Annotated in this window: 23 protein-coding genes and 3 tRNA genes; 11 read left to right on the top strand and 15 right to left on the bottom strand. The window is 72.3% G+C overall.

The window, feature by feature from the left end:
- Window positions 1-54: 54 nt before the first annotated feature.
- Window positions 55-954 (top strand): sterol desaturase family protein, encoded by a 900-nt coding sequence (locus tag IFT73_RS08430; RefSeq protein WP_192167244.1) that lies wholly within the window; start codon window positions 55-57, stop codon window positions 952-954.
- Here the strand turns inward: IFT73_RS08430 and IFT73_RS08425 are convergent.
- Window positions 938-1,693: an SDR family oxidoreductase gene (locus IFT73_RS08425; RefSeq protein ID WP_192167243.1), complete on the bottom strand. Its 756-nt coding sequence runs from the start codon at window positions 1,691-1,693 to the stop codon at window positions 938-940. The genes IFT73_RS08430 and IFT73_RS08425 overlap by 17 nt on opposite strands.
- Window positions 1,694-1,789: 96 nt before the next feature.
- On the opposite strand from IFT73_RS08425, the gene IFT73_RS08420 reads away from it, so the two are divergent.
- The gene (locus IFT73_RS08420; protein ID WP_192167242.1) at window positions 1,790-1,993 is read left to right on the top strand and encodes a DUF6458 family protein; all 204 of its coding nucleotides are present in this window, start codon (window positions 1,790-1,792) and stop codon (window positions 1,991-1,993) included.
- Between the two features lie 16 nt (window positions 1,994-2,009).
- Here IFT73_RS08420 and IFT73_RS08415 read toward each other — a convergent pair whose 3' ends face one another.
- A complete protein-coding gene (locus IFT73_RS08415) occupies window positions 2,010-3,506 on the bottom strand; it encodes a serine/threonine-protein kinase (RefSeq protein WP_192167241.1) in 1,497 nt (498 codons plus the stop codon).
- A 123-nt stretch (window positions 3,507-3,629) separates the two neighbouring features.
- Here IFT73_RS08415 and IFT73_RS08410 point away from each other — a divergent pair, with 123 nt between their 5' ends.
- A complete protein-coding gene (locus tag IFT73_RS08410; RefSeq protein ID WP_192167240.1) occupies window positions 3,630-3,965 on the top strand; it encodes a YnfA family protein in 336 nt (111 codons plus the stop codon).
- Window positions 3,966-4,203: 238 nt separating this feature from the next.
- Here the strand turns inward: IFT73_RS08410 and IFT73_RS08405 are convergent, their stop codons facing one another.
- The 6 genes from IFT73_RS08405 to IFT73_RS08380 form a co-directional block, all read right to left on the bottom strand.
- Entirely contained in the window at window positions 4,204-4,566 is a 363-nt protein-coding gene (locus IFT73_RS08405; RefSeq protein WP_192167239.1) for a hypothetical protein, read from the bottom strand.
- 121 nt (window positions 4,567-4,687) lie between these two features.
- Window positions 4,688-4,761 (bottom strand) — tRNA-Phe (locus IFT73_RS08400).
- A gap of 60 nt (window positions 4,762-4,821) precedes the next feature.
- Entirely contained in the window at window positions 4,822-6,162 is a 1,341-nt protein-coding gene (locus tag IFT73_RS08395) for a dipeptidase (RefSeq protein WP_192167238.1), read from the bottom strand.
- Between the two features lie 27 nt (window positions 6,163-6,189).
- Window positions 6,190-6,804, bottom strand: coding sequence for a malonic semialdehyde reductase (locus IFT73_RS08390; protein WP_192167237.1), 615 nt, complete (start codon window positions 6,802-6,804; stop codon window positions 6,190-6,192).
- A gap of 71 nt (window positions 6,805-6,875) precedes the next feature.
- Window positions 6,876-6,952, bottom strand: a tRNA-Asp gene (locus IFT73_RS08385).
- Window positions 6,953-7,021: 69 nt separating this feature from the next.
- Window positions 7,022-7,228 (bottom strand): hypothetical protein, encoded by a 207-nt coding sequence (locus IFT73_RS08380; RefSeq protein ID WP_192167236.1) that lies wholly within the window; start codon window positions 7,226-7,228, stop codon window positions 7,022-7,024.
- Between the two features lie 132 nt (window positions 7,229-7,360).
- On the opposite strand from IFT73_RS08380, the gene IFT73_RS08375 reads away from it, so the two are divergent.
- From IFT73_RS08375 to IFT73_RS08350, 6 genes are all read left to right on the top strand, one after another.
- Window positions 7,361-7,873 (top strand): cysteine dioxygenase family protein, encoded by a 513-nt coding sequence (locus tag IFT73_RS08375; protein ID WP_192167235.1) that lies wholly within the window; start codon window positions 7,361-7,363, stop codon window positions 7,871-7,873.
- A complete protein-coding gene (locus IFT73_RS08370; protein ID WP_192167234.1) occupies window positions 7,870-8,292 on the top strand; it encodes a rhodanese-like domain-containing protein in 423 nt (140 codons plus the stop codon). The genes IFT73_RS08375 and IFT73_RS08370 overlap by 4 nt, the downstream gene beginning before the upstream one ends.
- A 135-nt stretch (window positions 8,293-8,427) precedes the next feature.
- On the top strand, window positions 8,428-9,243 hold the full coding sequence (locus IFT73_RS08365; protein ID WP_192167233.1) for an ABC transporter ATP-binding protein: 816 nt from the start codon (window positions 8,428-8,430) through the stop codon (window positions 9,241-9,243).
- Window positions 9,240-9,944: an ABC transporter permease gene (locus IFT73_RS08360; protein WP_192167232.1), complete on the top strand. Its 705-nt coding sequence runs from the start codon at window positions 9,240-9,242 to the stop codon at window positions 9,942-9,944. The genes IFT73_RS08365 and IFT73_RS08360 overlap by 4 nt, the downstream gene beginning before the upstream one ends.
- Window positions 9,941-10,618, top strand: coding sequence for an ABC transporter permease (locus IFT73_RS08355; protein WP_192167231.1), 678 nt, complete (start codon window positions 9,941-9,943; stop codon window positions 10,616-10,618). The genes IFT73_RS08360 and IFT73_RS08355 overlap by 4 nt, the downstream gene beginning before the upstream one ends.
- A gap of 67 nt (window positions 10,619-10,685) precedes the next feature.
- Window positions 10,686-11,618, top strand: coding sequence for an ABC transporter substrate-binding protein (locus IFT73_RS08350; RefSeq protein ID WP_192167230.1), 933 nt, complete (start codon window positions 10,686-10,688; stop codon window positions 11,616-11,618).
- A gap of 84 nt (window positions 11,619-11,702) precedes the next feature.
- Here the strand turns inward: IFT73_RS08350 and IFT73_RS08345 are convergent, their stop codons facing one another.
- Window positions 11,703-13,832: an MMPL family transporter gene (locus IFT73_RS08345; RefSeq protein ID WP_192167229.1), complete on the bottom strand. Its 2,130-nt coding sequence runs from the start codon at window positions 13,830-13,832 to the stop codon at window positions 11,703-11,705.
- Between the two features lie 160 nt (window positions 13,833-13,992).
- Between IFT73_RS08345 and IFT73_RS08340 the strand changes: the two genes are divergently transcribed.
- The gene (locus IFT73_RS08340; RefSeq protein WP_192167228.1) at window positions 13,993-15,306 is read left to right on the top strand and encodes a sensor domain-containing protein; all 1,314 of its coding nucleotides are present in this window, start codon (window positions 13,993-13,995) and stop codon (window positions 15,304-15,306) included.
- Window positions 15,258-15,905 carry a response regulator gene (locus IFT73_RS08335; protein ID WP_192167227.1) on the top strand — a complete coding sequence of 216 codons (648 nt, stop codon included), beginning with the start codon at window positions 15,258-15,260 and terminating at the stop codon, window positions 15,903-15,905. The genes IFT73_RS08340 and IFT73_RS08335 overlap by 49 nt, the downstream gene beginning before the upstream one ends.
- Here IFT73_RS08335 and gluQRS read toward each other — a convergent pair.
- From gluQRS to IFT73_RS08305, 6 genes are all read right to left on the bottom strand, one after another.
- Window positions 15,886-16,761: a tRNA glutamyl-Q(34) synthetase GluQRS gene (gene gluQRS, locus IFT73_RS08330; RefSeq protein ID WP_192167226.1), complete on the bottom strand. Its 876-nt coding sequence runs from the start codon at window positions 16,759-16,761 to the stop codon at window positions 15,886-15,888. The two genes, IFT73_RS08335 and gluQRS, sit on opposite strands and share 20 nt — an antisense overlap.
- Window positions 16,762-16,765: 4 nt before the next feature.
- Complete coding sequence (locus tag IFT73_RS08325) at window positions 16,766-17,266, bottom strand: GNAT family N-acetyltransferase (RefSeq protein ID WP_056603041.1); 501 nt, start codon at window positions 17,264-17,266, stop codon at window positions 16,766-16,768.
- Window positions 17,267-17,297: 31 nt separating this feature from the next.
- Window positions 17,298-17,993: an SGNH/GDSL hydrolase family protein gene (locus tag IFT73_RS08320; RefSeq protein ID WP_192167225.1), complete on the bottom strand. Its 696-nt coding sequence runs from the start codon at window positions 17,991-17,993 to the stop codon at window positions 17,298-17,300.
- 393 nt (window positions 17,994-18,386) lie between these two features.
- On the bottom strand, window positions 18,387-18,929 hold the full coding sequence (locus IFT73_RS08315) for a pyridoxamine 5'-phosphate oxidase family protein (protein ID WP_192167224.1): 543 nt from the start codon (window positions 18,927-18,929) through the stop codon (window positions 18,387-18,389).
- 29 nt (window positions 18,930-18,958) lie between these two features.
- Complete coding sequence (locus IFT73_RS08310; protein ID WP_371811204.1) at window positions 18,959-19,732, bottom strand: sulfite exporter TauE/SafE family protein; 774 nt, start codon at window positions 19,730-19,732, stop codon at window positions 18,959-18,961.
- Between the two features lie 32 nt (window positions 19,733-19,764).
- A tRNA-Glu gene (locus tag IFT73_RS08305) sits at window positions 19,765-19,840 on the bottom strand.
- Between the last annotated feature and the right edge of the window lie 5 nt (window positions 19,841-19,845).

Below are 19,845 nucleotides of genomic sequence, written 5' to 3'. Positions count from 1 at the left end.
TCCGGTGGTAACTTACCCGAGAGTCATATCACTGAACCCGCCGCAGGAGGCGCCATGGAGCTGCTCGACCCGCTGAAGAACCCCACGCTGGCGGCGGCACCGTTCTTCGTCCTGACGCTGCTGCTCGAGATCGCGGCGTTCAAGTGGCTCGAGAGCGACACGCACGAGATGCGCGGGTACGAGAAGAAGGACGCGCGCACCAGCCTGGTCATGGGCGTCGGCTCGATCGTGTCGAGCGCCGTGTTCAAGGCCGGGACGCTCGTGGTGTTCGTCGCGATGAGCGTCTACCTCGCGCCCTGGCACCTGCCGGACGACACGTGGTGGTCGTGGGCCCTGCTGATCGTCGGGCTCGACCTCGCGTTCTACCTGCAGCACCGCTTCGTCCACCGCGTCCGCATCGGCTGGGCGGCCCACCAGGCCCACCACTCGAGCGAGTACTTCAACTTCTCGACGGCCCTGCGGCAGAAGTGGAACCCGTGGGCCGAGGCGATCTTCTGGGCGCCGTTCCCGCTGCTGGGCTTCGAGCCGTGGATGCTCTACGTCGCGTTCGGCTTCAACCTCGTGTTCCAGTTCTTCCAGCACACCGAGCGCGTCGGGACGATGTGGTGGCCGATCGAGCTGGTGTTCAACACGCCGTCGCACCACCGGGTGCACCACGGCAGCGACCCGGAGTACCTCGACAAGAACTACGCCGGCATCTTCATCGTCTGGGACCGCATGTTCGGCACGTTCCAGGAGGAGCTGCACCGTCCGACGTACGGCCTGACGGTGCCCGTCGGCACGTTCAACGTCCTGACGCTGCAGTACGGGCCGTTCGTGGCGCTGGCCCGCGACGTGCGCGCGGCCGAGCGGTGGCGCGACAAGATCGGCTACGTCGTGATGCCCCCCGGCTGGCACCCGGGGGAGTCGCGCGCGGACGCCGAGCAGCCGCGCGAGGTCACAGCGCGCGGGTGAGCCCTCCGTCGACCGGCAGCATGACGCCCGTCAGGAAGCTCGCGGCGGGCGACAGCAGGAACGCTGCCGCGCGTCCGAACTCCGCGGGGTCGCCGTAGCGTCCGAGCGGGATCGAGCGCTCGTTGGCCGCCCGGGCCGCGTCGGCGTCGCCCGTCGCGGCGTCGAGGGAGTGGACGCGGTCGGTCGAGATGCGACCCGGCATCAGCGCGTTGACCCGGATGCCGCGGGGACCGAGCTCGTCCGCGAGGTTCTTGGCGGCCATCGCGAGGCCGGGACGCAGGGCGTTGGAGATGCCGAGGCCCGGGATCGGCGCCTTGACCGACGTCGAGAGGACGAATGCGATCGAGCCGCCGTCGCCGAGCACCTCGGCGACCTCGGTCGCGAGCCGCAGCGCACCGAGGAACACCGACTCGAACGACGTCCGCCACTCGTCCTCGGTGCGGTCGAGGATCGAGCCCGCGGGAGGGCCGCCGACGCTGATCAGGACGCCGTCGACCCGGCCGAACGCCTCCTGCGCGGCCGCGACGAGCTGCGCCGGTGCCGTGGCGTCGGCGTTGTCGACCGCGACGCCGATCGCGCGGGGGCCGAGCCCGGCGACGGCCCGGTCGACCGACTCCTGGCTGCGCGAGGAGATCACGACGTTGGCGCCGTCGGCGACGAGCTGCTGAGCCGTCGCGAGGCCGAGCCCGCCCGAGGCGCCGGTGAGGAGGTAGGTGCGGTCTGTCAGGCCGAGGTCCATGGCTCCAGCCTAGGTGCAGGCCACCGGGCGCGGCGGACGTGCGGTCGACCCCTCGGCCCACTACCTTCGGGGCACACCTTCGAAAGGGGTTCTGTCATGTACTTCGGTGGATCCATCGCCCTCATCGCGATCGGCGCGATCCTGTCGTTCGCCGTCCGTGACAACATCAACGAGGTCGACCTCGTGACGGTCGGCTACATCCTGATGGCGGCCGGCCTCGTCGGCATCGTGCTGTCGTTCGTCGCGCAGGGCCAGCGCAACGCCGCGATCAAGCGGCAGGACGACCTGCCGCCGCGCTGACCGCCGCGTCTGCCGGCTAGGGCTTCTTGCCGCCGCCGGGGCCCCCGCCGCCGGCGGGGCCCTTGTCGGTGGCGTCGCCCGCCGGGCCGGTCGGCGCGGACGGGGTCTCGGCGGTCGGCTCGGTCTGCTCCGGCGCCTCCTTGGCGACGGTCAGCGTGATCGTGCTGCCGCGTCCCACGGTGCCCGACGGCGAGACGCCCGTGACGGTCCCCTCGGGGGCCGACGACGTCTCGTCGACGCGACGCGCCGAGAGGCCGAGGTCGTCGAGCTCGTCGGCCGCGTCGTCGTAGTCCAGCCCGATCAGGGCGTCGCGGTCGACCGTGACGTCATTCGACTCGGGCTCCGTCTCGGCGGGCTCCGACGGGGTCTCGGAGGTCGGCTCGTCCTCGGTCGGCGCGTCGCTGGTCTGCGTCGTCGCGTCGGCGGCGGGGGAGCCGTCGTCGCCGCCGCCGCCGAGGGCCTGCACGCCCAGCACGCCGGCCAGCAGCAGGAGGATCGCGACGACCGCGACGACCAGCCAGCGTGACGAGCGACGCTCGCGCTCGTCCGACCGCGACGGCGGCGGCAACGTCGGCGGTGGGAGCACCGGCGGCGGGGGCGGTGCTGCAGCGGCGGCCGGCTGCACCGAGGTGGGCTGCGAGACCGGCGCCGTCGCCGGCATCCCCGACGTGGCCGGGGCGATGATCTCGGTGGCCGGCGACGTCTCGCTGTTCGCGAGCGCGGCGACGGCGGCGGCACTCGACGGACGGTCCTCGGGGTCCTTCTGCGTCAGCGACGTGATGAGCGTGCGCAGCGCCGGCGGCACGGAGTCGTCCATCGGCGGCAGATCGCCCGTCAGCTGCGCCATCGCGGTCGCGACGGGCGTCTCGCGCCGGAACGGCGACGTGCCGGTCACGCAGTGGTAGGCCACGATGCCCAGCGAGTACAGGTCGGAGCGCGCGGTCGCGGGCCGTCCGGCGGCCTGCTCGGGGCTGAAGTACTCGGCGGTGCCGATGATCGAGCCGGTCTGGGTCAGCGGCTCGCTGCCGGCCGACCAGGCGATGCCGAAGTCGACCAGCACGGCCCGGCCCTGCGGGGTGACGACGATGTTGGACGGCTTGAGGTCGCGGTGCACGATGCCGGCGCCGTGCGCGGTGTCGAGGGCGTCGGCGACCTGCGCGACGATCTTGGCGACACCGTCGGGGCGGATCGCACCGCGCTCGGCGAGCAGGGTGCTCAGCGGGGTGCCCTCGATGAGCTGCATGACGATGAAGGGCTCGCGCTCGGGCGACGCCTCGTCCTCGCCGACGTCGTAGACCTGGGCGATGCCCGGGTGGTGCAGCGAGCCGGCCAGGGTCGCCTCGGCCTTGAAGCGGGCCCGCGCCGTGGCGTCGTCCTCGCCGCCGCCCACGCGCAGGATCTTGATCGCGACGGATCGGCCCAGGCGCGTGTCGGTGGCGCGGTGCACGCGGCCCATGCCCCCGGAACCGATGGTGTCGCCGAGCTCGTAGCGTCCGTTCAGCAGTGTCCCCATCCGAGCCATGCTAGGCGGACGGGGTGAACGGTGCCGACCGTGCTCGGTCGCGCACCGGCTCCACGTACGCCGTCCGCGACCTCGAAGACACCCGAGCGGCAGCGGGCCTGCGAGGATGCAGCGATGGACACGCTCCGCTCGATCGCCCTGTTCGTCGCCGCGGCGTTCGCCGAGATCGGCGGCGCGTGGCTGATCTGGCAGGGCGTGCGTGAGCACCGGGGCCTGCTGTGGATCGGTGGCGGGGTGGTCGCGCTCGGCGCCTACGGCTTCGTCGCCACGCTGCAGCCCGATGCGAGCTTCGGCCGCATCCTGGCGGCCTACGGCGGCGTCTTCGTGGCGGGTTCGCTGCTGTGGGGCATGGTCGTCGACGGGTTCGAGCCCGACCGCTGGGACGTCAGCGGTGCGCTGGTCTGCCTGGTCGGCGTCGGCCTCATCATGTACGCCCCGCGACCCGCGTAGAAGATTCCCCGCTCCGACCGGTGACATCGGGGCCCCTCGTGCGATGAACAGGTACGGGGCGCGTCGTGCCAGGGGTGCCCGCGAGTTCACGAGGAGCGTGAGTCCCTTGCAGTTCGTCCAGAGGAGCGCGGCACGGCGCAAGGCGGCGAATCGGCGTCGGCTCGTCGTGCGGCGGCGGATCGCCGACCTCGTCGCGGCCCGAGCCAGCGAACGGTCGATCCGCGACGAGCGACCCGGTTCAGAGCGCTGACCCCCACGGCGGGGACGACCGGCGACGTCTCCGCGACGTCGTCGCCACGGCGACGCCCGGCGTGGCCAGCAGGACCGTCGACACCGCGCTGACCCCGACGGCGATGCTCATGGTCCGGTCGACCGCCGACGAGACCTCGCGCCCCGCGTCGACCGCGTCGAACGCCGCGCCCCACAGCCACCAGTACACGAAGAGGGAACCGACGACGGCGGCCGACAGGACCGAGGTCAGGGCGACGGCTCGAGCGGACCGGCGCGTCGCGACGACCCCCGTGAACACCAGCACGACCACCAGGGGGGCGACCAGCACGCCGACGACGAACACGGCGTCGGTCACGCCCGTCAGGTCCATGGGCAGAACCTACAGCGACGTCGGCCCACGCGACCTCGCCACGTCGTACGAGCCCGCGTCACCCTGGCCGAGAATGACGATGGAGCCCCGCGAAAATCGTGCGGGGCTCCATCGTCATCTGTGGCCAGGGCCGGGGTCGAACCGGCGACCCTCCGCTTTTCAGGCGGATGCTCGTACCAACTGAGCTACCTGGCCACCGCTCGCGAACGAGCGACGATCACCATATCGCACGGCGTCGGACGTCCGCGAATGCACTCACTCAGCGGGGTCGGCCAGCCGCTGCAGGAGCAGCGCCTCGGCGACGCACACGCGCGCGAACTCGCCCAGGTGCAGGCCCTCGTCGATGCCGTGGGCCCGCGTGTCGGGGTCCTCGACGCCCGTGACCAGCACGGCGGCGTCGGGGAAGAGCCGCGCGAACTCGGCGATGAACGGGATCGACCCGCCCATGCCCATGTCGACGGGCTCGGTGCCGTCCCACGCGTCGCGGAACGCCGATCGCGCGGCGTCGTACGCGGGACCGTTCGCATCGACCGTGAACGGCTCGCCGAGATCGCCCCGCTCGACCGTCACGCGGGCCCCGAACGGCGCGTGCTGCTCGAGGTGGGCCACCAGGGCGTCGAGGTGTGCCGCGGCGTCGCCGCCCGGAGCGACGCGCATGCCGATCTTGGCGCGGGCGCTCGGCGAGAGCGTGTTCGACGCCGTCGCGACGGGGGTCGCGTCGATGCCGAGGACGCTGACGGCGGGCTCGGCCCACAGCCGCTGCACGATCGACCCGCGACCGATCTGCCCGACGCCGGGCAGCACCGACGACTCCTCGCGGAAGCGGTCCTCGGGGTACTCCAGCTCGGCGGCGACCCCGTGGTGCAGCCCCTCGATCGCGACGGAGCCCTCGTCGTCGTGCAGCGTCGCGAGCAGGCGGCTGAGCGTCGTCAGCGCATCGGGCACGACGCCGCCCCAGATGCCGGAGTGCACCGCGTGGCCGAGCGTCTCGACCGTCACGACGCAGTCGACCATCCCGCGCAGCGAGACCGTCAGGGCCGGCACGCCGATGGCCCAGTTGGCCGAGTCGGCGATCACGATGGCATCGGCGGTCAGCTCGTCCCGGTGCTGCTCGAGCAGGGCGACGAGGCTCGGCGACCCCGACTCCTCCTCGCCCTCGACGAAGACCGTGACGCCGACCGGCGGGTTGCCGCCGTGCGCGCGGAAGGCCGCGAGGTGCGCCGCGAGGCCGGCCTTGTCGTCGGCCGCGCCGCGGGCGTAGAGCCGGTCGCCACGGCGCGTGGGCTCGAACGGCGGTGACGTCCACCGGTCGGGGTCGCCGGTCGGCTGCACGTCGTGGTGGGCGTACAGCAGGACGGTGGGGGCGCCCGGCGGGGCGGGGTGGTGCGCGATGACCGCCGGCGCCCCTCCGGCCTCGACGACGCGCGCATCCGCGAAGCCCGCCTCGGTCAGCAGGCGCTGCACCTCTGCCGCGCTGCGGTGGACGTCGTCGTGGTGCTCGGGCTGGGCCCAGATCGACGGGATGCGGACGAGCGTCTCGAGGTCGTCGAGGACGGAGGGGAGCACGTCGTGGACGCGCGCGGTGAGGTCGGCCATGACCTCAGCCTGTCAGAACCCCGTCCGTCAGACCGTGCGCACCGCGTCGTCGGCCGAGATGCGGGGCAGGCGGTCGAACCACGGGTTCTCACCGGGGTGGCCGATGTTGATCACGAGCTGCGTGCGCCACGTCGTGCCGCCGAAGAACTCGCCGTCGATGCCCGCGGCGTCGAAGCCGCCGACGGGACCGGCGTGCAGGCCGGCGGCGCGGATGCCGATGATGAAGTAGCCCGTCTGCAGGGCCGTGTTGTACCGGGCGACCTCGTAGCGGTTGGCGTCGTCGCCCGCGAACATGTCGCCGATGCCGGGCTTGTGCGGAAAGTGCACGTCCATCGAGGTGTGGAAGTCGGTGTCGGCGGCGACGACCGCGACGAGCGGCGCCGTCTGCGCCTTCGTGCGGTTGCCCTCGGCCATGTGCGGCACGAGGCGGTCGCGGCCCTCGCCCTGCTCGACCAGCAGCAGGCGCATCGGCTGGATGTTCATCATCGTGGGGCCGAGCTTGACGAGCTCGAACACCTCGCGGACCTGCGCGGCCGAGACCGGCTCGTCGCTGAACGCGTTGACCGAGCGGGCCTCGCGGAACAGGACGTCGAGGGTGTCGTCGCCGAGGACGAAGGGGCTGGTTTCCGTCGAAGAAGTCATAGAACATTCAACCACTTGGCGGACAAGAAAAATCCCACGTCCCTCCGAGGAGGGACGTGGGCTCTCTCACATGGCGACCCCGACCGGACTCGAACCGGCGACCTCCGCCGTGACAGGGCGGCGCGCTAACCAACTGCGCCACGGGGCCATGCTGTGCGGCGAACCGCGAACGTGACTCTATCGCATGGTCCGCGTGGTCTCCAAAACGGGTCGGGCCCTACGTCGTCCCGCCGGGCGTGAGGGGGTCGTCGTCCCCGGGATCACGGGGCTCGGACCGGTTCCCGGCAGGCCGTGCGGACGGCGACGAGGAGTCGTCGAGCCGGTGCGACCGACCCGCCGCGGCACCGGACCCGGTGCGGGAGGAACGGGCGACGACGACGGCGACCACCACGACGATGACGACGACGAGCAGGATCCACTTCATGCGACAGACCTTCCGGGAGTGTCCTCGTCACGATAGTTCGACCGCCCCCTACCGCATCCCGACACGCTGGTGGACGGCGTCCGACTGGTGAGCACCGTGGGGAAGTGCTGCGATCTCGGCTTGCATGGAGCCATGACCGCCCGTCCCACCACCGTCGCGCCCCTGTCGCTGGCCGAGCTCGGATCCTTGACGAGCTCGGTCGCCGACGACGTCCGCGCGGGCCTCCACGAGGTTCACGCCGACTCGGAGAGCCGCTGGCACGTGCGACTGCGGTGTGACGACGAGGTCGACGTCTGGCTCATCAGCTGGACGCAGGAGCAGGGGACGCAGCTGCACGACCACGGCGGCTCGTCGGGTGCCTTCACGGTCGTCAGCGGCGCGTTGAGCGAGGCCGTGTGGACGCCGGGTGCCGAGGTGCTGACCGAGACCGAGCGGGTCGAGGGCGACTCGGTGCTGTTCGGCGAGCACTACGTCCACGACGTCCGCAACGTGCACGCCGAGACCGCCGTCAGCGTCCACGCCTACTCGCCCCCGCTGTCGCAGATGAACTACTACGACGTCGACGGCCACCAGCTCACCCGCCTCGCGTCGGTGTGGACCGACGACCCCGAGGCGCCCGCTCCCGACCTGGAGGCCGCGTCATGACCGTCACCTACGCCTCGGTCGACGAGCTGCTGCAGTCGGCGCGCGGTGGCCTCGACCGCATCTCGCCACGCGCCGCCCACGCGCGCGTCGCGGCCGGGGCGATCATCGTCGACATCCGCCCGGCCTGGCAGCGCGAGCTGGACGGCGAGATCCCCGGCTCGGTCGTCGTCGAGCGCAACCACCTCGAGTGGCGCCTGCACCCGCGCTCGGGGGCGAACCTCGCCGTCGCGACCGAGGGCCAGGAGTGGATCGTCGTCTGCACCGAGGGCTACACCTCGTCGCTGGCGGCCGCCGCGCTGGTCTCGCTGGGACTGCCCGCGCGCGACATCGTCGGGGGCATCCACGCGTGGCGCGCCGAGGGGCTGCCGGTCGTCGCGGGGCCCACGCCGGTCGAGCACCGGGTGCCCGAGCCGTCGTGACGCACGTGACAGGCCGCACCGTTCCGATTGCCGCAAGCCGGTGAGCACGCAAGACTGGTCCGACTGCCGTCACGGCACGACCCTTCCTTGCCTACCTACTGTCCCGACGCGATGGCGTCGAGCGCGGAGGACCGCATGATCGAGTACCGCTCCATCGGCAAGACCTTCGCCGACGGGACGGAGGCCGTGGGCGACTTCAGCCTCGTCCTGCCGTCCCGCACCACGACGGTCTTCGTCGGCTCCTCCGGCTGCGGCAAGACGACGCTGCTGCGCATGGTCAACCGGATGGTCGACCCGTCCAAGGGCCAGGTGCTGATCGACGACGTCGACATCGCGACGCGCAACAAGGTCGAGCTGCGGCGCAGCATCGGCTACGTCATGCAGCACGCGGGCCTGCTGCCCCACCGCAAGGTCATCGACAACGTCGCGACCGTGCTGCGCCTCAACGGCGTCGACAAGAAGGAGGCGCGCGACCGGTCGTACGCCGTCCTCGAGACCGTCGGCCTCGACAGCTCGCTGGCGACCAAGTACCCCAGCCAGCTGTCGGGCGGGCAGCAGCAGCGCGTCGGCGTGGCGCGCGGGCTCGTCTCCGACCCCAACATCCTGCTGATGGACGAGCCGTTCGGTGCCGTCGACCCGATCGTCCGCGAGGAGCTGCAGGCCGAGCTGCTGCGCCTGCAGCGCGACCTCGACAAGACCATCGTCTTCGTGACGCACGACATCGACGAGGCCTTCCTGCTCGGCGACCAGGTCGTGATCCTCAAGAAGGGCGGCGAGGTCGCGCAGGTGGGCTCGCCCGCCGACATCCTGGCCGCGCCCGCCGACGACTTCGTCCGCAGCTTCGTCGGCATCGACAAGGGCAGCCGCACGCTGCACGTCGAGCAGCGCGACGGCGTCGACGTCGTCGTCGACGGCACGGGAAAGGCCACCGGGGTGCTCGAGGCGCGATGAGCTGGTTCCTCGACAACTTCGACTACGTGCGCGAGCTGTTCGTGCGGCACGCGTGGATCAGCGTGCTCTCGACGCTGATCGGCTTCGCGTTCGCGCTGCCCGTGGGGTGGTTCGCCAACGAGCACCCGCGGCTGCGCGGCGCCTCGGTGTTCATCGTCGCGATCCTCTACACGATCCCGTCGATCGCGATGTTCATCCTGCTGCCGGGCCTGCTGGGCACGCCCATCCTGAGCGTCTCGAACGTCGTCGTCGCCCTCGCGATCTACGCCGCCGCGGTCATGGTGCGCTCGGTGACCGACGCGTTCGGCTCGGTCTCGCCGGCGGTGCTCGACGCAGCATCGGCCGCCGGGTTCTCGAGGGCGCAGCGCGTCTTCCGCGTCGAGCTGCCGCTCGCCGGGCCCGTGCTGCTCGCCGGGTTGCGGGTCGTGTCGGTCAGCACCGTCAGCATGCTGAGCGTCGCCAGCCTGATCGGCGTCAGCAACCTGGGGTCGCTGTTCACCGACGGCTTCCGGCGTGACTTCCTGACCGAGATCGTCGTCGGCATCGTCGCGATCGTGGTGCTCGCGGTCGCCCTCGACCTGCTGATCAACCTGGTCGGACGCCTGCTGATGCCGTGGGCCTCGGCCCAGCAGACGCCGGCGCGCAGGACGACCGGGTGGCAGGAATTCTTCGCCAGGTTCCCGGGGGGTGCGCGCGCATGAGCGTCGTCTCCGACACGATCGACTGGCTGACCGACCCGATCAACCGCACGGGCCCCGACGGCTTCGTGAACCGCACGGTCGAGCACCTGGGCTACACAGCCGAGACGATCGCGATCGCCGCCGTCATCGCGATCCCGATCGGGTTGTGGATCGGCCACACCGGCCGGTTCCGCAGCGCGGCCGTCGCGATCACGGGCGCGTTCCGCGCCCTTCCGACGCTCGGCCTGCTGATCCTGATCGTCCTGTTCCTCGGCATCGGCCTGACCCCGACCCTGATCGCCCTGACCGTGCTCGCGATCCCGCCGCTGCTGGCCGGGGCCTACTCGGGCCTCGAGTCGGTCGACCGCCAGACGATCGACGCCGCCCGCGCCATGGGCATGACCGAGATGCAGATCCTGCGCAAGGTCGAGGTGCCCCTCGCGCTGCCGATCATCGTCGGAGGGTTCCGCTCGGCGGTCCTGCAGGTCGTCGCGACCGCCACGGTCGCCGCCTACGTCGGCCTCGGCGGCCTCGGCCGCTACCTGATCGACGGCCAGGCCATCAGCGACTACGCCCAGATGGCCGGCGGGTCGGTGCTCGTGATCCTGCTGGCGCTCGTGCTCGACGGCCTGTTCGCCGGCCTGCAGGGCGCCGCGACCGGACGACGTCCGAAGAAGCAGCCCTCGACCGCCTGACCACCCCGGCCAGGGCCCCAGACTTCCCACCCCGCACGACACAGCCCCACCCACCGAAGGACGAATCATGACCATCCGCAAGATCGCCGCCCTCGCCGCGGCCACGACCCTGGGGCTCTCGCTCGCCGCGTGCGGCAGCGGCGACCCCACCGACTCCTCGTCGTCGTCGGGCGGCTCCGACAGCAGCTCGGCGTCCGACACCATCACGATCGGCTCGGCGGCGTTCCCCGAGAACGAGATCCTCGCCGAGATCTACGCCCAGGGTCTCGAGGCCAAGGGCGTCAAGGTCGAGAAGAAGCTCAACATCGGCGCCCGCGAGGTCTACATCAAGGCCCTGCAGAACGGCGAGATCGACCTCGTCCCCGAGTACTCCGGCAACCTGCTGACGTACTTCGACCCCGAGGCGACCGCCACGTCGTCCGAGGACGTCGACGACGCCCTCGACGACGCGCTGCCCGAGGGCCTCGAGGTGCTCGACGCGTCCGCCGCCGAGGACAAGGACTCGCTCAACGTGACGTCCGAGTTCGCGCAGGCCAACAACCTGAAGACGATCGCCGACCTGAAGAACGTCGACAACCTCAAGCTGGGCGCCAACCCCGAGTTCAAGACCCGCTCGTACGGCATCCCCGGTCTCGAGAAGGTCTACGGCATCACGGGCGTCGAGTTCACGTCGCTCAGCGACGGCGGCGGACCCGCGACGCTGAAGGCGCTGCTCGACGGCAAGGTCGACGTCGCCGACATCTACTCGACGACGCCGTCGATCGTCGAGAACGACCTCGTGACGCTCGAGGACCCCGAGAGCATGATCGCGGCGCAGAACGTCCTGCCGCTCATCAGCGACAAGAAGTCGTCCGACAAGGTCGAGGAGGCGCTCGACGCGATCTCGGCACAGCTGACGACGCAGGACCTGCTCGACCTCAACGGCAAGAACCAGGGCGACGACAAGACCGCCCCGGACGTCCTGGCCAAGCAGTGGCTGATGGACAAGGGCCTGATCTAGGCTCCACGTCCCTCCCGTGAACGAGAGAATCGGGGTCTGTCCGCGCCGGCGCGGACAGACCCCGATTCTTGCTCGACCCAGGCCCTAGGCGGGGACGAGCTCGGCCTCGGGAGCCTCCGCCGAGGTGCGCACGCGGCCCAGGTGGCGCAGGGGGCGCTCGAGGACCAGCAGCAGCGCGGGCAGCAGCACGAGTCGCACGAGCGTCGCGTCGACCAGGATCGCGACCGACAGGCCCAGGCCCATCTGCCGCATCTCCATCAGGTCGAGCGTCCCGAAGACCGCGAACACCGACACCATGACGGCCGCGGCACTCGTGACGACACCGGCAGTCTCGCGGATGCCCGCCTCGACCGCGAGGGGGTACGGCAGCCCGCGACGGAGCCCCTCGCGCACGCGGCTCAGCACGAACACGTGGTAGTCCATCGACAGCCCGACGAGCACCACGAAGCAGAACAGCGGGATCCAGTCGATGACGAAGCCCGAGCCGCCCTGGAAGACCATCGTGAGCACGCCGAACGCCGCGCCGACGGACAGCAGGTTGAGCACCGTCGTCAGCAGCGCCAGCGTCACGCTGCGGAACGTCCACACGATCATCAGCATCGTCAGCAGCAGGACGAACGCGATCACGAGGGGCAGGCGGGACGTCTGCCGGTCGACGTCGAGCGCCTCGGCGACGGGGCCGCCGACCGCGGACGTCGTGCCCGCGAGGTCACGGGTCGCGGACGGCACGATCGAGTCGCGCAGCGCGTCGACCGCGGCGCCGTTGCGGCTGTCGCCCTCGGGGTGCAGCGCGGCCAGCGAGACGGCCACCGTGCGACCGTCCGGGGACACCCGGACGTCCTGCCCGTCCGCCTCGACGAGGCCGGCCCGAGCGGCGTCGCGACCGATCGCGGTCGCGGCGCCCCGCGCTGCGTCCGATCCGTCGACCGAGGTGTGGAGCACGACGCCGACGACCGGTCGCTGCGACGGGAAGCTCTCCTGCGCCCGCAGGTACGTCTGCACCGCGGGGATGTCCTGCGGCAGCGAGGCGATCGTCGACTGGTGCGTCGACATGCCCAGTGCCGGGACGGCCAGGGCGACGAGTGCGCCACCGGCGAGGAGGGCCGACACGACGGGGCGGCGGACGACCGGCCGCACCAGACGTCCGCTGATGCCGCCGGTCCCGATGCGGCGGTTGAGCCGCCACAGCAGGGGGATGCGGGGACGGTCGACCCAGCGGCCGAGCGTCGCGAGCATCGCGGGCAGCACCGTGAGCGAGCCGATCACGGCGACCAGCACGACGAGGATCGAGCCGACGGCCAGCGCGTCGAACACCGGCTCGCCCGACAGGAACAGGCCCGACATCGCGACCGTCACGGCGAGCCCCGACACCACGACGGCCCGGCCGGCCGTGGCGGCGGCGATCTCGATCGCGTCGATCGTCGACCGTCCGCGCGCTCGCTCCTCGCGCTCGCGGCGCAGGTAGAACAGCGAGTAGTCGACGCCCACGGCCATGCCGATCAGCAGCACGACGTTGGCGACCGACCCGGAGTCGGGCACGAGGTGCGAGAGCGGGGCGTACAGGCCCAGGGCCGTGACGACCGACGTGACGGCCAGCAGCACCGGGATGCCGGCCGCGACGAAGGCGCCGAACGCGACGAGCAGGATCAGGAACGTGATGGGCAGGCTCAGCGCCTCGGCCGCCGCGAGGTCGCCCGCGACCTTCTCGTCGAGCGCCGACTGCAGCGACGCGTCACCGGCCTGCTGCACGCGGAGCCCGGGGTGGTCGGCCTGCGCCGCAGCGGTCACGGCCTCGAGGTCCGCGACGTGGGCGAGCGCGTCGTCGAGGCCGCCCGTCATCGAGATCGGCACGAGGACGACGTCGCGCGAGCCCGACACGACGGGCGCGCCGACGTCGGCGACGCCCGCGACGTCGGCCGCGCGGTCGCCGATCTGCGTCGCGACGGCGGTCGCTGCGGGCACGTCGAGGGCTCCCGAGCGTGCCGTGACCAGCACCGACTCGGCGGGCGTCGGGGCGAGCCCCGCGTCGTCCAGCATCGCCGCGGCCGCGCCCGACTCGCCGACGCGGAAGTCGGCGTCGGTCGTCTGCTGCGTCGGCACGGTGCCCATCAGGACGACCGCGGTGGTGACGAGCGCGGCCCACAGGCCGATCGCCCGCCAGGGGTGGGTCGCGCTCCAGCGGGCGACCCCGACGGTGAGGGAGGTGCGGGACATGATGTGGCCTTTCGGGAGGAGGTGGCTCCAGCCTCGTGATCAGCGACCCCCGGGGCGAGGGGGCCACGACCCGTCCACGGGGTGGGTCCAGCCCCACTGCGCCGGACCCGGTCGGGCGGCGAGGATCGAGGTCACCGTCCCCGTCTGGAAGGCTCCTCCCATGACCGCCACCCCCGCCCTCGCCGTGCCGCGGAAGGAGCGTCTGACCGCCGGCCTCCGTCGTCGCGTCGCGCTGACCGGCGTCTCGCTGGGGTACGTGCTCCTGGCCCCCCTCGCGCTGGTCGTGCTGTGCCTGGTCACGACGTCCGTGAGCCTGGTGCCCGTCGGCGTGGGTCTCGTGCTCCTGCTGGCGCTCGTGCCGCTGACGGCGCAGCTGGCCGGTCTGCACCGGCGGATCGCGGGCCGGCTGCTCGGCGTCACGGTGCCGACGCCGTACGCCCCGGCCCGCCGGGGCTCGCGGTGGTCGCGGCTGCGCGGGTGGGCGGCCGACCCGGCCCGGTGGCGCGACCTGGCCTGGACGTACGTGTCGGTGACGCTCGGCTGGACGCTCGCGTGGCTGGGGCTGGGGCTCGGCCTGGCGGTCGTCTGGTACGCGGCCTTCCCGGCCGTCTTCGCGCTCACGCCCGATGGCACGCTCGCCAACGACTACGGGTTCGCCACCCTCGACACGCAGTCCGAGTCGTTCCTCCAGTGGGTCCTGGTCCCCGTCGCCCTCGCCGCCTGGTGGTGGCTCGAGCCCCTGCTCGTCCGGTGGATCGCGCAGCTCGACCGGGCCGTGCTCGCCCCGTCGCGGGCCTCGTTGGAGCGTCGCGTCGCCGAGGTGTCGCAGTCGCGTGCCGAGTCGATCGACCACTCGGCCGCCGAGCTGCGGCGCATCGAGCGCGACCTGCACGACGGGGCACAGGCCCGGTTGGTGGCGCTGGGCATGAATTTGGGCCTGGCGGCCGAGCTGCTCGAGAACGACCCCGACGCCGCGGCGCGACTGCTCGCCGAGGCGCGCACCGTCACGACGTCCGCCCTGGGCGACCTCAGGTCGGTCGTGCGCGGCATCCACCCGCCGGTGCTGGCCGACCGGGGCCTGGCCGGTGCGATCCAGGCGCTCGCGCTCGACATGTCGCTGCCGGTCTCGGTCACGATCGTGCTGCCCGGCCGCCCGCCCGCGCCGGTCGAGTCGGCGGTCTACTTCGCGACCAGCGAGCTGCTGGCCAACGCGGTCAGGCACGCCTCGGCCCGCCGGGTCGCGATCGACGTCGGGCACGACGGCCGGGCGCTCCGCGTCGTCGTCACGGACGACGGCGTGGGTGGTGCGGCCGTGGGGGCCGGGTCGGGCCTGACGGGGGTGGCGCGCCGGCTGGGCGCCTTCGACGGCACGATGGACGTCGTCAGCCCCGCCGGGGGGCCGACGACCGTCAGCCTGGAGGTGCCGTGCGCGTTGTCATCGCCGAGGACCTCGCCCTCCTCCGCGACGGACTGACCCGCCTGCTCGAGGCGTACGGCTTCGACGTCGTCGCGGCGGTCGCCGACGCCGACGCGCTCGCCTCGTCGCTTCGCGCGCACGAGCCCGACGTCGCGGTCGTCGACGTCCGCATGCCGCCGACGTTCACCGACGAGGGGCTGCGGGCCGCGATCACGGCGAGGGAGGAGCGGCCGGGCCTGCCGGTGCTGGTGCTCTCGCAGTACGTCGAGCAGCTCTACGCCCGCGAGCTGCTAGGCAGCGGCGACGGTGCGGTCGGGTACCTGCTGAAGGACCGGGTCGCCGACGTCGTGACGTTCGTCGAGGCGGTGCGGTCGGTCGCGGCCGGCGGGACGGTGCTCGACCCCGAGGTCGTGTCGGCGCTGATCGCCAGGGCGCCCGGCGACGGGCCCGTCGCCCGGCTGACGCCCCGCGAGCGCGAGGTGCTCGGCCTGATGGCGGAGGGCCGGTCGAACGCCGCCATCGCGGCGGCCCTCTTCGTGACCGAGAAGGCCATCAGCAAGCACACCAGCAACATCTTCATGAAGCTCGACCTCGACCCCGACGACGACGGCAGCAACCGGCGCGTCATGGCCGTGATCACGTACCTGCAGGCCTGACGACCCACGGCTCACGGGGGATGCGGGTGACGTCGAAGCCGCGCAGCATCTCGGCCGGGGTCGCGCCGGACAGGCCCAGCGAGTCGGCGATCATCGCCAGCACGTCGACGCCCCGCTCGGCCAGCTCGGCACGCGTGACGGGTCCGTCGCGCTTGGCGAGCCGGGCGCCGGCGGGGTTGAGGGCCAGCGGCACGTGCACGTAGGTCGGGGGAGCAACCCCCAGCACCGTGGCCAGGTGGGCCTGGCGGGGGGCCGAGCTGAGCAGGTCGTCGCCGCGGACGACCTGGTCGACGCCCTGCTGCGCGTCGTCCACGACCGTGGCCAGGTTGTAGGCGACGACACCGTCGCCGCGGCGCAGGACGACGTCGTCGACGACGCCCGTCACGGTGCCGTGGAGGACGTCCTCGACCGTGAACTCGGCGACGTCGGCCCGCAGCCGCAGCGCGGCCGGACGCTCGCGCCGTCGTTCGTCGCGCTCGGCCGCCGTGAGGTCCCGGCACGTGCCGGGGTACGCCCCGGGCGGCGCGTGCGGGGCCGAGGGGGCCTCCTGGATCTCGCGGCGGGTGCAGAAGCACTCGTACAGCAGCCCTCGGCCGCCCAGCGAGGCCAGCGCGGCATCGTAGTAGCGGGCGCGCTGCGACTGGCGGACGACCGGACCGTCCCAGTCGAGGCCCAGCGCGGCGAGGTCGTCGAGCTGGCGCTGCTCGGCGCCGGGCCGGACGCGGTCGAGGTCGTCGATCCTCATCAGAAGATCGCGCTCCGACGAGCGGGCGCACAGCCACGCGAGCAGGGCCGTCCGCAGGTTGCCGACGTGCAGGTCGCCGGACGGCGAGGGCGCGAACCGGCCCGCGCTCACCGCGTCACCCGAGGCTGCGGCGGGAGCTCTCGTCGACCTGGCCCTCCCACACGAACCGCAGGGTCTGGGTCGACTTCTCGTACGACCGGTAGGTCTCGTCGAGCTGGTACCCGTGGCGCTCGTAGACGGCCTGGGCCCGCGTGTTGGTGTGGGCGGTGCTGAGCTCGACCGCGTCGGCACCGGCGGCCGCGGCCATGCTCGCGACGGTGTTGAGCAGCTCGTCCACGACACCCGTGCCGCGGGCGTGCTCGACGACGAACAGGTCGTTGAGCACCCAGATGCGCGACAGGCGCGTCGACGAGAACGAGGGGTAGATCTGGGCGAACCCCACGACCTCGTCGTCGTCCAGGCCCAGCAGCACGATCGACTCGTCGCGCACGATGCGCGAGGCGAGGAAGCTCGCGGCGGCCGACGCGTCGTAGGGGGCGCCGTAGAACTCCCGGTACAGGGCGAACAGCTGGCCCGCCTCGAGGACGTCGGCGAGCTCTGCGCGGATGACGGTCACCCCGCCAGCCTCCCACGAACTGCCACGGTCGTCAGGGCAGCGAGGCGATGACGCGACGCACCGTGTCCGAGAGGTAGGTGCTCCCGGCACGGTTGGGGTGCTTGCCGTCGAGCGTCAGGCTGTTCGGGAGCGTCTTGGTCTCGACGTAGGTGAAGCCCTCGTGCTTGCGGTTGGAGTACAGGCGCAGGTACGACTGGATCTGGTAGCCGCGACGGCGGTCGGCCTTGCCCCACGGCGACATGACCAGCACCCGCTCGCGAGGGATGCCCAGCGCGTCGACGCGGCGGCCGAGGCGGGACAGGTAGCTCGCGATGCCCTTCTTGCGCTGCAGCTGCGGCAGCGACTTCTTCACGCCCTTGCTGGTGCACGTGTACATGTCGTTGCGGCCGCCCTGGATGATCAGGTAGTCGACCTTCTGCAGGGCGCCCAGGCGTTGCCCGAACGTCGTCCCGTGGCAGTTGTTGCCGCGCACGTTCATGCCGGATCCGCCCTCGGCGAGGGTCGTGACGCTGGCGCCCATCTCGCGGGCCAGCATCGACCACCAGCCCTGCGAGACGCTGCCGGGCTCGTCGCGGAACCACGACGTGATCGAGTCGCCGACCACCGTGATGGTCGGCGCGGCGGCGGGGGCGGGGGCCGGGACGGTGTCGTCCGCCGAGGCGGGTGCGGCGAGCGCGAGGGTCGACGTCAGGAGGGCGGCGACGGACAGGGCGAGGGCGCGGAGCATGAGGTGCCTCTGGTTCGGAGGGAGGGTCGGCACATCGTACGTCGTCCGGGCGCCCCCGCCCTCACGGTCGCCAGAGAGGCCGCCCGCGGCCGACCGTGAGCGGAGCTGGGGGTACCTCCCGCGAGCGCTAGCGAGTGGGGGCGGCGACGGAACGCAAGCCTGATCGCTCGGATTCGCCTCCGGCTTCGCCCTCACGGTCGCTCCGCTCCCTGGCGAACGAGGGCACCGGTCGCCAGGGAGGCCGCTTGCGGCCGACCGTGAGCGGAGCGAGGCGACGTGACGCAAGCCTGATCGCTGGGGTTCGCCTCGGGCTCCGCCCTCACGGTCGCTTCGCTCCCTGGCGAACGAGGGTGTGGGCACGGTCGCTTCGCCGCGCTTCCCGGCCGGGGCGCGTCAGGGGAAGCCCGGCAGCCCGTCGATGCTGGTGGCGTTCTCGTCGGCGCGGTATGCCGCCATGCCGTCGGGGCCGCGCTGCTCGGCCCGCAGGCGCAGCAGGTCGCGCTCGTCGGTCATCTCCATGACGGGGACGCCCCAGCCGCAGGCGTCGCTGACCCGTGTCACGTCGACCGCGATGACGGCCCGCGTGCTGGGGTGCTCGGGGTGCAGGGCGACGACCTCGTCGAACTCGGGCTCGCCGGGCAGGTGCACCGACCCGCGGCCGTGCAGCCGGACGATGCGGGGACGGGCGCCGAACGAGCTGAACATCAGGCACACGCGACGGTTCTCGCGGATGTGCGCGATCGTCTCGACCCCGCTGCCGGTGTAGTCGACCCACGCCACGCGGTGGGGGCCCAGCACCGAGAACGAGTCGTGCCCGCGGGGCGAGACGTTGACGTGCCCGTCGGCGCCGAGGGGCGCCGTCGCGACGAACCACAGGGGCTGCTCGTCGATCCACGCGCGGAGGGAGTCGTCGATGGAGTCGAAGATGCTGGCCACGTCGTCACCCTATGACGCCCGGGCGCCCCTCAGTCGAAGAGCACGAGGCGGGCGAGGGCGGCGACGCCGACCACGAGGATCACGGCGCGCAGGACGTTCGGGGGCAGGCGCCGACCGATGCGGGCGCCGAGGTAGCCGCCGATCAGGCTGCCGCCCGCGATCAGGCCGACGACCTTCCAGTCGATGTGGTCGCGCGCCACCACCACGAACGCGATGGCGGCGACGCCGTTGACGGCCCCTGCCAGCACGTTCTTGAGGCCGTTGATGCCCTGCATGCCGATCGTCAGCATCACGCCCATGACCCCGACGAGCAGGATGCCCTGCGCGGCGCCGAAGTAGCCGCCGTAGACGCCCAGCAGGAAGACCAGCACGACGAGTAGGACCCGCGGACGGTCGTCCGGGTCGGTGACGCCGGCAGCCTCGCGTCGCGCGGCCGTCCGACGCTGCAGCGCCGGCCCGACGACGACCATCAGCAGCCCGACCGCGATCAGCACCGGCACGATCGCCCCGAACGCCTCGGCGGGCAGGGCGAACAGCAGCAGCGCGCCGACGAGGCCGCCGGCGACGGACGCGGGCAGCAGCCTCAGCAGCAGGCCCAGGTGCTGACGGGCCTCGGCCCGGTAGCCGTAGATGCCGGAGGCGCTGCCGGCCAGCAGGCCGATGTTGTTCGAGACGTTGGCCGTCAGCGGGGCGTAGCCGAACAGCAGGAGCACCGGGAACGTCACGAGGGTGCCCGATCCGACGACCGTGTTGATCATCCCCGCCCAGATGCCGGCGGCGAAGATCGCGCCCAGCTCGAGCACGGCTCCTCCGATCGTGGCGGCTGTGACGTGCGTGGCACCCCCAACGGGATTCGAACCCGTGCTACCGCCGTGAAAGGGCGGCGTCCTAGGCCGCTAGACGATGGGGGCCAGAA

The sequence above is a fragment of the Aeromicrobium sp. CFBP 8757 genome (genome assembly GCF_014841755.1).
Classification (GTDB): Bacteria; Actinomycetota; Actinomycetes; order Propionibacteriales; family Nocardioidaceae; genus Aeromicrobium.
This window is presented reverse-complemented; position numbering and strand designations above follow the sequence as displayed.

What these genes read in the sequence shown, in the direction of transcription:
- IFT73_RS08350 (WP_192167230.1), top strand. Translation starts at nt 10,686, where the DNA reads ATGACCATCCGCAAGATCGCCGCCCTCGCCGCGGCCACGACCCTGGGG.
- IFT73_RS08320 (WP_192167225.1), bottom strand. Translation starts at nt 17,993, where the DNA reads ATGCTCCGCGCCCTCGCCCTGTCCGTCGCCGCCCTCCTGACGTCGACC.
- IFT73_RS08390 (WP_192167237.1), bottom strand. Translation starts at nt 6,804, where the DNA reads ATGACTTCTTCGACGGAAACCAGCCCCTTCGTCCTCGGCGACGACACC.
- IFT73_RS08425 (WP_192167243.1), bottom strand. Translation starts at nt 1,693, where the DNA reads ATGGACCTCGGCCTGACAGACCGCACCTACCTCCTCACCGGCGCCTCG.
- IFT73_RS08415 (WP_192167241.1), bottom strand. Translation starts at nt 3,506, where the DNA reads ATGGGGACACTGCTGAACGGACGCTACGAGCTCGGCGACACCATCGGT.
- IFT73_RS08365 (WP_192167233.1), top strand. Translation starts at nt 8,428, where the DNA reads ATGATCGAGTACCGCTCCATCGGCAAGACCTTCGCCGACGGGACGGAG.
- IFT73_RS08375 (WP_192167235.1), top strand. Translation starts at nt 7,361, where the DNA reads ATGACCGCCCGTCCCACCACCGTCGCGCCCCTGTCGCTGGCCGAGCTC.
- IFT73_RS08370 (WP_192167234.1), top strand. Translation starts at nt 7,870, where the DNA reads ATGACCGTCACCTACGCCTCGGTCGACGAGCTGCTGCAGTCGGCGCGC.
- IFT73_RS08405 (WP_192167239.1), bottom strand. Translation starts at nt 4,566, where the DNA reads ATGGACCTGACGGGCGTGACCGACGCCGTGTTCGTCGTCGGCGTGCTG.
- IFT73_RS08355 (WP_192167231.1), top strand. Translation starts at nt 9,941, where the DNA reads ATGAGCGTCGTCTCCGACACGATCGACTGGCTGACCGACCCGATCAAC.
- IFT73_RS08345 (WP_192167229.1), bottom strand. Translation starts at nt 13,832, where the DNA reads ATGTCCCGCACCTCCCTCACCGTCGGGGTCGCCCGCTGGAGCGCGACC.
- IFT73_RS08380 (WP_192167236.1), bottom strand. Translation starts at nt 7,228, where the DNA reads ATGAAGTGGATCCTGCTCGTCGTCGTCATCGTCGTGGTGGTCGCCGTC.
- IFT73_RS08360 (WP_192167232.1), top strand. Translation starts at nt 9,240, where the DNA reads ATGAGCTGGTTCCTCGACAACTTCGACTACGTGCGCGAGCTGTTCGTG.
- IFT73_RS08410 (WP_192167240.1), top strand. Translation starts at nt 3,630, where the DNA reads ATGGACACGCTCCGCTCGATCGCCCTGTTCGTCGCCGCGGCGTTCGCC.
- IFT73_RS08430 (WP_192167244.1), top strand. Translation starts at nt 55, where the DNA reads ATGGAGCTGCTCGACCCGCTGAAGAACCCCACGCTGGCGGCGGCACCG.
- IFT73_RS08395 (WP_192167238.1), bottom strand. Translation starts at nt 6,162, where the DNA reads ATGGCCGACCTCACCGCGCGCGTCCACGACGTGCTCCCCTCCGTCCTC.
- IFT73_RS08340 (WP_192167228.1), top strand. Translation starts at nt 13,993, where the DNA reads ATGACCGCCACCCCCGCCCTCGCCGTGCCGCGGAAGGAGCGTCTGACC.
- IFT73_RS08420 (WP_192167242.1), top strand. Translation starts at nt 1,790, where the DNA reads ATGTACTTCGGTGGATCCATCGCCCTCATCGCGATCGGCGCGATCCTG.